Source organism: Streptomyces yaizuensis, from assembly GCF_034961445.1.
GTDB lineage: Bacteria > Actinomycetota > Actinomycetes > Streptomycetales > Streptomycetaceae > Streptomyces > Streptomyces yaizuensis.
The window spans coordinates 64,350-76,772 of the sequence record NZ_BSBI01000005.1 but is presented as its reverse complement, the minus strand read 5'-3'; the positions used below and the strand labels follow the sequence as shown (position 1 = coordinate 76,772).

The 12,423-nt window shown below is 73.0% G+C and carries 12 protein-coding genes; 5 read left to right on the top strand and 7 right to left on the bottom strand.

What is annotated here, in order from left to right:
• Positions 1-18: 18 nt before the first annotated feature.
• On the bottom strand, positions 19-1,101 hold the full coding sequence (locus SYYSPA8_RS14030) for an NADH-quinone oxidoreductase subunit B family protein (RefSeq protein ID WP_323447471.1): 1,083 nt from the start codon (positions 1,099-1,101) through the stop codon (positions 19-21).
• Between the two features lie 268 nt (positions 1,102-1,369).
• On the opposite strand from SYYSPA8_RS14030, the gene SYYSPA8_RS14025 reads away from it, so the two are divergent.
• Entirely contained in the window at positions 1,370-2,692 is a 1,323-nt protein-coding gene (locus SYYSPA8_RS14025; RefSeq protein WP_323447470.1) for a hypothetical protein, read from the top strand.
• Between the two features lie 161 nt (positions 2,693-2,853).
• On the opposite strand, the gene SYYSPA8_RS14020 is transcribed toward SYYSPA8_RS14025, so the two are convergent.
• A complete protein-coding gene (locus tag SYYSPA8_RS14020; protein ID WP_323447469.1) occupies positions 2,854-3,918 on the bottom strand; it encodes a chitinase in 1,065 nt (354 codons plus the stop codon).
• 709 nt (positions 3,919-4,627) lie between these two features.
• Between SYYSPA8_RS14020 and SYYSPA8_RS14015 the strand changes: the two genes are divergently transcribed.
• Complete coding sequence (locus SYYSPA8_RS14015; protein WP_323447468.1) at positions 4,628-5,206, top strand: DUF4240 domain-containing protein; 579 nt, start codon at positions 4,628-4,630, stop codon at positions 5,204-5,206.
• On the opposite strand, the gene SYYSPA8_RS14010 is transcribed toward SYYSPA8_RS14015, so the two are convergent.
• The 5 genes from SYYSPA8_RS14010 to SYYSPA8_RS13990 form a co-directional block, all read right to left on the bottom strand.
• Complete coding sequence (locus tag SYYSPA8_RS14010; protein ID WP_323447467.1) at positions 5,171-6,145, bottom strand: hypothetical protein; 975 nt, start codon at positions 6,143-6,145, stop codon at positions 5,171-5,173. The genes SYYSPA8_RS14015 and SYYSPA8_RS14010 overlap by 36 nt on opposite strands.
• A 70-nt stretch (positions 6,146-6,215) precedes the next feature.
• Positions 6,216-7,553 carry a DUF2252 domain-containing protein gene (locus SYYSPA8_RS14005; RefSeq protein ID WP_323447466.1) on the bottom strand — a complete coding sequence of 446 codons (1,338 nt, stop codon included), beginning with the start codon at positions 7,551-7,553 and terminating at the stop codon, positions 6,216-6,218.
• A 267-nt stretch (positions 7,554-7,820) separates the two neighbouring features.
• Complete coding sequence (locus tag SYYSPA8_RS14000; protein ID WP_323447465.1) at positions 7,821-8,690, bottom strand: F510_1955 family glycosylhydrolase; 870 nt, start codon at positions 8,688-8,690, stop codon at positions 7,821-7,823.
• Between the two features lie 177 nt (positions 8,691-8,867).
• On the bottom strand, positions 8,868-9,578 hold the full coding sequence (locus SYYSPA8_RS13995) for a DUF305 domain-containing protein (RefSeq protein ID WP_323447464.1): 711 nt from the start codon (positions 9,576-9,578) through the stop codon (positions 8,868-8,870).
• Between the two features lie 91 nt (positions 9,579-9,669).
• Entirely contained in the window at positions 9,670-9,921 is a 252-nt protein-coding gene (locus tag SYYSPA8_RS13990; RefSeq protein ID WP_323447463.1) for a hypothetical protein, read from the bottom strand.
• Positions 9,922-10,299: 378 nt separating this feature from the next.
• Here SYYSPA8_RS13990 and SYYSPA8_RS13985 point away from each other — a divergent pair, with 378 nt between their 5' ends.
• From SYYSPA8_RS13985 to SYYSPA8_RS13975, 3 genes are all read left to right on the top strand, one after another.
• Positions 10,300-10,836, top strand: coding sequence for a hypothetical protein (locus SYYSPA8_RS13985; RefSeq protein ID WP_323447462.1), 537 nt, complete (start codon positions 10,300-10,302; stop codon positions 10,834-10,836).
• A 114-nt stretch (positions 10,837-10,950) separates the two neighbouring features.
• Positions 10,951-11,319, top strand: coding sequence for a BlaI/MecI/CopY family transcriptional regulator (locus SYYSPA8_RS13980; RefSeq protein ID WP_323447461.1), 369 nt, complete (start codon positions 10,951-10,953; stop codon positions 11,317-11,319).
• On the top strand, positions 11,316-12,239 hold the full coding sequence (locus SYYSPA8_RS13975; protein ID WP_323447460.1) for a M56 family metallopeptidase: 924 nt from the start codon (positions 11,316-11,318) through the stop codon (positions 12,237-12,239). Before SYYSPA8_RS13980 ends, SYYSPA8_RS13975 begins: the two co-directional genes overlap by 4 nt.
• Positions 12,240-12,423: the final 184 nt, after the last annotated feature.

Below are 12,423 nucleotides of genomic sequence, written 5' to 3'. Positions count from 1 at the left end.
TGGTGCGCGGCCGCGCGCTCACCAGGGAGCGTGGTACCCGGTGGTCAGCCGGCGCCCCGGGTGGCGCCACTTCGGTTCCTTGTCGACGGTCCGCATCGTGATCGAGCGGAGTCTGCGGATGACCGATCCGTAGGCGGAGCTGGCGTCGCTGGAGACATGCGATCCCGGCGGCGGGTCCATGAACGGCATGAACTTGTCCGGGAAGCCGGGCATCGTGCAGGCGATGCAGATGCCGCCGACATTGGGGCAGCCGCCGACCCCGTTGATCCAGCCGCGTTTGGCGACATTGCACTTGACCACGGGGCCCCAGCAGCCCAGGCGCACCAGGCACTCGGGAGTGCCGTACTCGCTCGCGAACTGCCCCTGCTCGTAGTAGCCGCCCCGGTCGCAGCCCTCGTGCACGGTCGCGCCGAACAGCCAGGCCGGGCGGAGCTTGTCGTCCAGTGGGATCATCGGCGCGGAGCCGGCGAGCTGGTAGAGCAGGTAGGTGAGGGTCTCGGCGAGGTTGTCCGGCTGGATGGGGCAACCCGGGACGCAGACGATCGGCAGGCCGGCCTTCGAGGTCCAGCCCCAGCCGAGGTAGTCGGGGACGCCCATGGCGCCCGTCGGATTTCCGGCCATGGCGTGAATACCGCCATAGGTGGCGCAGGTGCCGATCGCGACGACCGCGGTGGCCTTCGGCGCGAGCCGGTCCAGCCACTCGCTGGTGGTGATGGGCTGGCCGGTGGCCGGGTCGTCGCCGAAGCCGCACCAGTAGCCCTCCTGCTTGATCCGCTCATTGGGGATCGAGCCCTCCACCACCAGGACGAAGGGATCGATCTCGCCGCGCTCGGCCTTGAAGAACCACTCGATGAACGTGTCCGCGCCCTGCACCGGGCCGCACTCGAAGTCGATCAGGGGCCAGTGGACCGCCACCTTCGGCAGGCCCGGCAGGGCGCCGGTCACGATCTCCTCGATGCTGGGCTGCATGGCGGCGGTCAGGGCGACCGAGTCGCCGTCGCAGCTGAGGCCCGCGTTGATCCAGAGGATGTGCACCGCGTCGTCGTCGCTGTCGGCGGTCCGGTCCGCCTTCTGGTGCCTGGCCGTGCCGGTGTCGCTCATGAGGTGACTCCCCGTTCCAGGGCGGAAGAACGTCAGAGGAAAGGTGCCTTCATAAGGGTCATAACACCTTATTCAGTGACATGTCAGTTCAGGGAGCGCCGTTGGAGTCGCTCGGAAAGCCGCAACGCGCCGGGCCGTCCGGATGACCCGCCTGCCCACCCGGCCCGCCCCCGCCGCACCCACCAGCCGCTGTGATCCACGTCTCAGCCGTCAACCGAACGACCGCCGCCGTGCGTAAGGCCAGCAGAAGCGATCCTGCGAGGAGCCGATGGCAGCACACCAGACACACCACGACCCCCGACCGTCCACCGTCACGGTCCCGGCACCCCGCCGCCTCCGGAAGGCCGACACCGGCCCCGGAACACCGGCCGGCGCGAACGGGACCACCGGGACGTCCGGGGACCCCGTGGCGCGGAAGGACCCCCGGGCAGCGGCACCCCGCCGCAGCGGCCACAGGGGACGCCGCAACGACATCCGCCGTGCCGCCTGGACCGCCCTCTCCGTCCACGCCGTCACCACCGGCGTCCATCTGATGATCCTCGCTTGGCTCAACGGAGCCGGCGGCCCCGGCGCCCCCGCCCTCCGGGACCGGCTGCTCGCCTGGGACGCCCAGCTCTACCTCTCCATAGCCACCGACGGCTACCCCCCGGGCCTCACCTACGGCCCCGACGGCGAACCCACCGGCAACAACCTCGCCTTCTTCCCGCTCTACCCGCTCCTCACCCGACTGCTCCACCGCAGCACCGGCATCGAAGCGGGCACCGCCGCCATCACCCTCTCCCACCTCGCCCTGCTCGCCGCGCTCTACGCCGTCCACCGGCTCCTCACCCGGCTGTGCGGGGAACGCGTCGCCGTCATCGGCATCGTGCTGGTGGCCGGCGCCCAGCCCATGGCCCTCACCTTCCTCATGGGCTACAGCGAAGCCCTCTTCCTCGCCCTCGCCGCGGGCACCCTGCTCGCCGCCCATCGGCACGCCTGGCTCACCGCCGGAACCCTCGCCCTGCTCGCCGGGCTCACCCGCCCCGCCGCCGGCGCCGTCACCCTCGCCCTGATCACCGCCGTCGCCCTGGAACTGCGGCGCACCCGCCGCTTCACCTGGCGGCCCCTCGCCGCCGTCGCCCTCGGCTGCGCCGGCACCCCCGCCTACCTCGGCTGGGTGGGGCTGCGCACCGGCCGCGCGGACGCCTGGTTCCTCGTCCAGGAAGCCGGCTGGGGCACCCACTGGGACTACGGCGACGCCTTCTTCCGCTTCCTCGCCGACACCTTCCGGTCCGCGGACGGCTGGGTCGCCCTCAGCACGGCGGTCCTGCTCGTCGCCGCCGTCGCCGGCACCGCCCTGGCCTTCCGGCGCGACACCTGGCCGCCGCTGCTCGTCTACGGCTGCACGGTCCTCGTCCTGACCCTGGGACAGAGCAACTACTACCACTCCAAGCTGCGGCTGATCGTCCCCGCGCTCGTCTTCCTGGTGCCCCTGGCGCTGGCGCTCGCCCGCGCCGGCACCCGTACCGCCGTCACCGCGCTGACCGCCGCCACACTCTTCGGGAGCTGGTACGGGGCCCATATGCTCACCGTCTGGCGGTACGCCATCTGACGCCGTCCGCGGCCACGCGGCGCGAACAGCGGTGTCCCGCGCCCCGGGGAAGCAGGGCGCGGGACATCTCTGTTCACCGGCTGTCTCCTCCGGTGCGGGCCGGTCGGTCGGCGAGTCGGCGGGTCGGTCGGCGGGTCGGTCGGGAGGGCCGGGTCAGTCGGTCAGCGGCCCTGGAGGGTCCTCACATTGTTCCCAAAGGTCCAGTTCCGGGAGCCGTCCCAGTTGAGGGACCAGGTCATCAGCCCCTTGAGGGCGTTGTTGTAGCCGTTCCACGCCTGGGCCACCAGCCCCGGGGCCATATGGCCGCCGCCCGCGCCCGGCTGGGCCGGAAGACCGGGGGCCTGCTTGTCGTAGGGAACCCTGATCGTGGTGCCCTGGATCACCAGACCCCGGTTCAGGCAGTCCGTCTGCGCCCGGAACCCGGCCACCGTGCCGGCCTGGTACGAGTCGCCGGAACAGCCGTAAAAACTCCCGTTGTAGTACTGCATGTTCAGCCACCACAGCCGGCCGTTGTCGGCGTACTTCTTGATGATGGGCAGATACGAGCCCCAGATCGAGCCGTAGACCACGCTGCCGCCGGTGACGTACGCGGTCTCCGGGGCCATGGTCAGACCGAAGTTCGGGGGCATCTGGGCGAGCACCCCGTCGATGATGTGGATCAGGTTGGCCTGCGAGGCCGAGAGCTGGTTGATGTTCCCGCTGCCGACGAGCCCGGTCTCGATGTCGATGTCGATGCCGTCGAAGTTGTACCGCTTCAGGATGGGCACGATGGTCGCGATGAAACGGTCCGCCACCGTACGGGAACTGAGATCGATCCCGGCCGCCGCGCCGCCGATGGACATGAGGATGGTCTGGCCGGACTCCTGCTTGGCCTGGCACATCTCGGCCGGGGTGGGCACCCGGACCGTGTTGTCCATGCCGTCCTCCCACAGCACCGTGCCATCGGAGCGGATGACCGGGAAGGCGGCGTTGAGCACGTTGTAGCCATTGGCGCGGATCCGGGGATCGGTGATGGGGATCCAGCCAAGTGGCGGATGGACGCCGTTGGCGGCGCCGTCCCAGTTCTCCCAGTAGCCCTGGAGCACCTTCCCCGCGGGCTTCGACTTGACCGCGCAGACGTCCGCGGGGGGCGGGGCGAGGGGCGCGGGGGCGGCGGCGGCCGGAAGTTGGGCCAGGAGAGCCAGGGCGAAACCGGCGCCCAGCAGGCGCAGTGTCCGTCGGATCATGCGTGGTGCTCCCTTCGTGCCGTGCGTGAGGGGGACGGCCGGGATCGGCCAGGAGCGGCACCGGGGCGCGCGGGCGCGGCCGTGGCCGTGCTCCGGTACGGGGAAGGTGCGGCTGCGTGCGGTGCGGAGATACCCGGACGTGCGGACGTGCGGAATGCGGATGTGCGCGGACGTGCGGCGGTGTTCCGGTATGCGCGGCGGTGCTTCGGTACGGCAGGGGGAGGGGCCTGTGCCGTGGTACGCCGGGCCGTGCCGCACGGAGGCGGGCGCGGCCGGGGCGGGGCGACACGGTGGGGAGCGGGCGGGCCGGTGGGGAGCGGGCGGGCCGGTGGGGGGACGGGTGGGGGGACACGCTCACCTCCTGGACGTGGGGCCTGGAGACGTACGTGGGATGTCGGCCCACCGTAAGTTGGTCCAGACCAACCGTCAATGGGGTGGTCGGATCCTGCTGCCGGACCGGCCGTGGTCCATCGCCTCCGGGCCGGACCGGCTCCCGTCCGGCTCCCGTCCGCCTCCCGATCGGCTCCAGCCCGACTCGCGTCCGGCCCTCGGACACGGCTCCGTCCGGCCCTTTGTCGCTGGTCGACGCCCCGGCACACGTGCGACACCACCCAGTGCGCACCCGGCGCACGCTCAGCGGAACAGCAGGCTCACAAAGGGTTATCCACAGGCTCCTCCGGCTGTCGGTGCCGTCTGCCACAGTGACTCCATGACCACGGACACCACCCCGCCCGAGTCGCTGCCCCTCGACGACTTCTGGCAGCTCATCGACACCGCCCGCGCGCAGGCGACCACCGGCCGGCCGTTCGCCGACGCCCTGACGGACATCCTCGCGGCCCGCTCCCCGCAGACGATCCTCGCCTACGAGCGCACCTTCACCGGCGTCCACGGCGGGCTCCACCGATGGGACGTATGGGCGGCGGCCTATCTCATAGGCGGCGGTTGCTCCGACGACTCCTTCATGGACTTCCGTGCCGGAGTCATCGCCCAGGGCCGCGCGTGGTACGAGCGGGTGCACGCCTCCCCCGACAGCCTCGCCCGCCACCCCCTCGCCCTCACGGGCGAGCCCGAGCGACTGGAGGAGATCCTGTTCGACGAAAGCGTCAACTACGCCGCCGCCAAGGCCTACCCCCGCGCCCTCGGCGACCCCGAGGCCTGGGACGCCATGGTCGCCGACGGCTGCGCCGCCGACACCGACCCGGGCGAGGACTTCGACTTTGACGACGAGGAGGAAATGCGCCGCAGACTGCCCTCACTCACCGGACTGCTCATCGGCGACCGCCCCTGACGACAGCCGCAACCGCCGCGTCCGCCGTACCCGCCGCACCAGATGCCACCCGGCACCGGTCACGACGGACACACCGAACAGCACCACCGCGACCACCGGCCACGGCGAATCCCACACCCGCACACCCAGCACCAGCACCAGCACGACAGCACCGACCGGCAGCAGAAAGGAGACCACCGCCCACAACACGGCCCCCGACAGACCCCGGAGACGTCCGGGCTCACGGGCCGACGCGGGCTCGCTGAAATAGAAGAGCGCAGCGCGATCCGTCAACCGGTCCGTCGCCCGGTGGTACGAGACAGCCATATAGGGCAGCAGCACCAGCGGCGCCACCATGCTCACCGCGAGCACCACGCCGGTGACAGCCCAGCGGGCGGCCTGGAGGAACCACCGCACCCGGCTGCGAGGCCCCGCACCCGCCGCCGCCGACGACGACGGAGGCGTCAGCAACCCCAGCAACCGGGCCATCCGCAGCGTCACCTCCCACAGCGCCCCCGGGCGCAGCAGGGAGCGCCGGGGCACGACCGGAGCGCGCCCGGTCGCGGCCAGGGCGACCCGCGCCCGCCCGGTGTCCTCGTACACACCCATGAGGACCAGCAGCTCGGCCGCGCGCTCGGGGGACGTGGGGTCGCGCCCGTCGAGCCCGGCCAGCTCCAGCACGGTACGGGCCTGGTTGAGCAGCGCCGCACAGAAGGCGAGCGGCACCAGCAGCAGGAACGGGCCGCCGACGAGGGCACCCTGGGCGACGGTGCTGCGCCGCCCGTGCGCGGCGACCATGACCCGCAGCCGCGCGCTGTCCGCGTCCGGGTGCCGCTCCCGCAGCCGGGCCAGGGAGCGGTCGGCGGCGGGGCCCATGTGCCGCAGCGCGAACCAGGCCAGCTGCTCGGGCAGATGCTGCGGATCGGCGAGCACGGCCCGCAGCAGGGACCGCCGGAGCACGGGGGAGGGGGACGAGGACGGGGAGAGGGGCGGAGGGGACGGGGAGGGGGTGGGGGGCGGGGGCGGGGGGTCAGACACCGGAGGTCGCCACCACCGCCCCGGACGCGATCGCGGAGGTCAGAGCGGAGTGGTCCCGGGCGTTCTGCTCCGCGTACCGCACGGCGAACTCGCCGATGGACCGGTCGAACACGTCCGACGAACCGAGGTAGGAGGCGATCGCGATCCGGTCCCCCGAGCGCGCGTGCGCGTGGGCGAGGGCCGTGGCGCACACCCGGACGTAGTTGCGCAGCATCACCGGCGTCATGGATTCGAGGTCGATGGAGCCCTTCATGTCCCGGAGCTGCCGCCAGTAGTAGTGCCGCCCGTGGAGGTCGGTGACCCAGCCGAGGAAGATGTCGCTCGCCGACTGGAGCAGCAGCTGCCCGGCGACGACCCGGTGCCCGTGGTGGTCGTAGGCGCTGGGGGTCAGCCACTCCTCCAGGACCGAGCGCCCGGCCTCCTTGATCTGGAGGAAGAGCGGGTCGTTCGCGTCCCGCCCGGTGAGGAGGACCACGAAGCAGCGGGTGCCCACACTGCCGACGCCGACGACCTTGGTGGCGACGTCCACCACCCGGAAGGCGTCCAGCAGCTGCCGCCGGTCCTCCGGGAGGCTGGAACGGTAGTCGGTGAAGATCTTGCGTATGGTGTTCCGCCCGAGGGTGCCGACGGGTTCGAGCAGGGGCGGGTCGCTGATGATCCGGCGTTCCCCGTTGACGACCTTGGTGAGTTTGCGCAGGGCCTGGAGGCTGGTGCGCCGGCGGGCGCGGGCGAACTGTGCCTCGACGAGCCGCCGGTTCTCGGGCCGGACCAGCGGCAGTACGTCGGTGGTGTCGATCCGGGCGTACCAGACGGCGAGTTCGCCGGCGTCGGCCAGGGTGCGCATGGCGAGGCGGTACGACCGGGCCGCCGCGACGGCGGCCCGGCGGGCGGCCCCGGCGGAGTGGCTGTTCTCCAGGGCGGCGACGGCGGCGCTGGCGGCGAGCCGTTCGACGTCCCATTCGAAGGGGCCGGGCAGGGTCTCGTCGAAGTCGTTGAGGTCGAAGAGGAGGGCGCGCTCGGGGGAAGCGTAGGTGCCGAAGTTCATCAGATGGGCGTCGCCGCAGAGCTGGACGGTCAGTCCGGTGTGCGGCCGGGCCGCGAGGTCGCCGGCCATGACCGCCGCCGCGCCGCGCAGGAACGCGAAGGGCGAGACCGCCATCCGTCCGTACCGGATCGGCAGCAGTTCCGGGACCCGGCCCGCGGCCTGCCGTTCCAGGGTCCCGATCGGGTCGGGCCGGTCGGCGGACGGCACCCAGGCGCCGTGGGACGACCTCGGGACGGACTTGCGTCCGTCCTTGCCCCGGCTGGCCCGCCCGGCCGGTGTCGCCATGGGGACCTCCCGCGTACGAGTGCGTACGAGCCCTCCCGCGCGGGCGTGGTGGGCCCGGCGGGGCTCCCTGTCGCACCCGGCGGGACAGAAAGAAGGGGCTGTGATCCAGTGAACGCCGTACGGGCGGCCACCGCAATCCCGGACCTGCGCCCCGCCCCGGCTACGGCTCCGGCTTTGGCTACGGAAGCGGCTCCGGAAGCGGCTCCGGAAGCGATTGCGGAAGGAGCCGGGCGGGGCCGGGCGGGGCCGGGGCGCGGTACGGGACGGTCAGTGGCCGCCGCCGGAGCTGACGTCCAGCTTCCGGGTGAAGGTGCGGCCACCGTCCGTCGACTCGTAGACGCCGTCCTGGCTCGCCGCCACCAGCCGCTTCCGGTCGATCGCGGTCAGTGCCTGCGGGCCGCCGCCCGGCAGCGTCCCCGTCTGCTCCCAGCTGCGGCCGCCGTCGGCGCTGAGGTTGATCTTCCCTTCGGCGTCGACGCCGTAGAGCGCGTCCTTCGCGACCCAGGAGACGAAGGCCATCACGGGTCCCGTCCCCTCGGCGAAGGTCCGGCCGCCGTCGCCGCTCCGGGACACCCCGGACTCGGTGGTGGCGAGCACCGTCTCCGGGTCGTCCGGGCTGACCGCGATGTCCAGTGCCTGGAGCTTGCTGCGGCTGTCCCAGTCCACCCCGTCCTCGCTCACCCGCAGCAGCCCGTTGGTGCTGTCGTAGCCGTAGATCGTGTCATGGGCGTAGGCGATCGAATGGAAGTCGACCTCGCCGACGAGCGACCGGTCCTTCCAGGTGCGGCCGGTGTCGGTGCTCTCGATCAGCCCGAGGTTGGAGGGCGCGTCCCGGCCCGGCGCGGGGTGGCCGCTCGCCAGGAACCGGCCCTTCCCGGCCACCGTGAAGCCCATGAAGTCGTCCTTGCGGTCGCCCACAAGGACGGGGCGGCCCTCCCCGTCGGGGGTGTAGATGCCGTTGTGCGTCGCCACGTACAGCTTGCCGTCCGCCGGGCCGATCTCGACGCCGTGGATATGGCTGATGGTGGTTCCGGAGGCGGAGGCGGAGCCGTCGCCGCCGTCGTCGGAGCAGGCGGTGAGCGTGAGGGCCAGCGCGGCGGCGGCGCAGGCGGATATGAGGGTACGGCGCTTCGTCATGGGGTCCTGATCAGAGGGTACGGGGCCGCTGGCGCGCGGCCGGTGGTCCCGGCGGGTGTCCGCCGGGAGAGGGCTGCCCGGGTGCGGGCCGTCGCGGACGGGGTGGTCCACGACGGCCGCGTACGCCGGGTCTGCCGGGCCTTCCCCCCAGGTGAGCCGGGGTGGGAAGGAGGGGGCTCAGAGCCGGCCGAGGATCTTCTCCAGGCGTTCGATCTCCGTGGACTGGGTCGCGACCACGTCCTCGGCCAGCTTCTTCGCGGTGGCGTTGCGGCCGTTCTTCCGCTCGTCCTCCGCCATGTCGACCGCGCCCCGGTGGTGGTCGATCATCAGCTGGGCGAAGGCCCGGTCGAACGCCTTGCCCTGGGCGGCCTTGAGCTTCTCCAGGTCCTTGCCGGACATCATTCCGGCCATACCGCCGCCGCTGTTACCGCTGCTGTCGGTGCCGCTGCTGCTGCCGCCGGAACCGTGGCCCGAGCCGTGGTCCATCTCGGCGCTCTCCGGCTTGCCCCAGGCCTTCAGCCAGGACTTCATCTTCTGGATCTCGGGGTCCTGGGCGGCGGAGATCTCCGCCGCCAGGGTCTTGATCTCCGCGTCCTGTGCCCGGCCGTCCGCCAGCGCGGACATCTCCAGGGCCTGTTCGTGGTGGGGGATCATCATCTGGGCGAACATCACGTCGGCGTCGTTGAACGCGCCCGGCGCCGCGTCCGCGTCGGCCCCGCCGGGGGCCGCGCTCGCCGAGGCGGACTTCTTGCCGCCGCCGTGGTCCATGCCGTCCATGTCGTCGCCACCGCCGCAGGCGGCGAGCGTCAGCCCGGCCGCCGCGACGACGGCGATCAGGGCGGTACGGCGGCGGGCCCGGGACCCGCGCGGAAGGGTGGAACCGGTCATGGGAAACCTCGCACTGCTGGTGCTCTGCGGAAGAGCGGGAAAAGGGGTCGCCTGGTGTGCGGGCAGCACGGAGCGCCCGCGGGGACGACGCCTATATCCGCAGGATCGACAGCTGGGCGAGACCGGGCCGTGGCGGTGGCGGCTGCGGCCGTAGCGCGGCGATGAGCCCGTCCCGGAGCACCGTCAGCCACTCCGCCCGGCGGGCCAGTGCGGCCCGTACCAGGGCGAGGAACACCCAGGCACCGAGTACCGCCACACAGAGGGTGGACATGTCCATGGCCATGCCGGTGTCGTGCGAGGCGCTGTCCCGGTCGGCCGCGCCCTCGACGCCGTGAACGGCCACGGCACCAGCGGTACCAGAAGCCCCGGCAGCACCGTCACCATCGGCCCCGGCAGCACCCGCACCCGGACCCGCCGCCATCGCGACAGCCCCCGCCGGAGCGCCATGGGACATCCCGGAACCAGAACCGGAACCAGAACTGGAACCGGAATCGGGGTGCCCTGTCGTGTGCATGGCGAAGACACCCAGCGCGAGCACGGCGACCAGCAGCAGATGCCCCCAGGCACCCGCCACCCGTGTCCACCGGCTCGTACGCACGCGTTCCACCTCCGACTCCGACACCGACCCTACCGAAGGCCACCCGGTACCCGTCGCGGACTCCCCGTCTTCTAACCTTCTTGGCAGAGAACAGCAGAGAACATACGGCGGAAGGAGCGAGGGATGCGGACCTGGACGCCCCGGCAATGGGCCGTCGCGGCGGTCGTGACGGTCCTCGCGGCCCTGGCCGTCGGAGTGCCGACCGGCGTGGTGCCCAATGACCTGTTCGCCCGGATGACCCCCGTGCTCTGGTGGAACTACCCGGTGTGGGCGGCCGGCTCGGTCCTCATGGGGCTGCTCGCCGCCACCTACGCCCAGGGGCCCGGCCGCCCCGCGCCGGCGGACCGGCCCCGGAGCGCGCGGGCGCTGGCCGCCGGAGCCCTGTCCGCCTTCGCGGTCGGCTGCCCGGTCTGCAACAAGCTCGTCGTCCTCGCGCTCGGCACCAGCGGAGCGATGTCCTACTGGGCCCCCGCGCAGCCGGTCCTCGCGCTCGCCTCGCTGGCGCTGCTCACCCACGCCCTCGTCCGGCGGCTCCGTACGGTCGCCGCCTGCCCCGTACCGGCCCTCACCGGCCCCGCCGTCGCCGCCGCCCCGACCGGACCCGCGGCTACGATGAGCGGCCGCGGCGACCACGGCGACCGGGAGTGGTCCCGGGACTGAGCCGGAAGCCGGAAGCCGGAAGCCGGGCAGCACGGCAGCACGGCAGCACGGCAGCGCGGGGTCGCAGGAACGCGGAGAGAAGAGAACGCGGAGAGAAGAGAAGGAGTCGGTGCGGTGAGACAGCTGGGCGAGCTGGAGGCGGAGATCATGGACCGCCTCTGGTCCTGGGGCCGCCCCGCCACCGCGCGCGACGTACGCGACGACCTCAACCGGGCCCGCCCGATCGCCTACAGCACCGTGAAGACCGTCGCCGGCATCCTCGTCACCAAGGGCATGCTCACCCGGGAGAAGGACGGCCGCGCCTGGAGCTACCGGCCCACCTGCACCCGCCAGCAGTACACCGCGGCCCGTATGCAGGAAGCCCTCGGGGACAACCCGGATCCGGCGGGTGCCCTGCTCAGCTTCGTGGAACGGATCTCCGCCGACGAGGTGCAGGCCCTCCGCTCGGCCCTGCGCGCCGCCCGGCGCCGGGACGGCACATGACCGACACGGCGCTCAAGCTGGGCGGATACGCCCTGCTCGTCGGGGTGGCGGCGCCGTGGGCGCTGGTACGGGCCCGCTGGGCGCACCGGGCCCCGGCGGCGGCCCTGCTGGCCTGGCAGACGCTGATCGTGAGCTTCGTGGTGGCGGTGGCGCTCGCCGTGCCCCGCCCCGCCGCCGCCCGCGCCCACCTCCCCGAAGGGCTGGTCGCGCTGCTCGGCGCCTGCGGATTCCTCCCCGCCGGCCGGGCCCCCGCCGCCGCACCGACCCCGGCCGAGACGCTGCTGCTGGCGGTGCCCGCCCTGGTCGTCCTGGTGCCGCTCGCCGTCTTCGCCCGGACGGCCTGGCGTGCCCGCCGCCACCGCGCGGACCACGCCCGGCTGCTCGACCTGATCGGCACCGAGTCGGAACGGTACGGCGCGACCGTCGTCGACCACGCCGTCCCCGCCGTCTACTGCCTGCCGGGACGGGCCCGCCGGATCGTCGTCACCCGGGGCGCGCTGGAGTGCCTGACCGAGGCCGGGCTGCGGGCCGTCCTCGCCCATGAACGGTCCCATCTGCGCGGCCGCCACCATCTGCTCCTGGCGGCGACGGCCGCGTTCGCCCGCGTCCTGCCCCGGCTGCCGCTGGCCCGGCACGCCAGGGAGCAGACGGCGCTGCTCGTGGAAATGGCGGCGGACGACCGGGCGCTGCGCGAGCACTCCCGGGAGGAGCTGGCGACGGCGATGTACGAGATGGCGGCGGGCCGCGCGCCCCGGGCGGCGCTGGGCGCGGCCGGACCGGACGGCTCCGGGGCCCTCATCCGGATGTGCCGGATGCTGACCCCGGGGGCCCGCCCGCACCGGGCGCTGTGGCCCGCCGTCCTCACCGGCGCGGCGGGGGCGCCCCTGCTGCCGGTGCTGCTGGCCTGCCACACGTTCTGAGCCGGGGAGCAGCGGACGGACGTACGGGGGTGCTCCGCGCGGCCGGGGCACGGCCGGGGCGCTGCCGTGGAGGGACACCCGCCGGGAGTCTCCCGCTTCCTTGGCGGCCGCAGCGCGATGCGGCCCGGGAAAGCGCCCGGCGGGTGCCGCGCGCCACTATAGCGTTAAGCCGCTTAGCGGATGG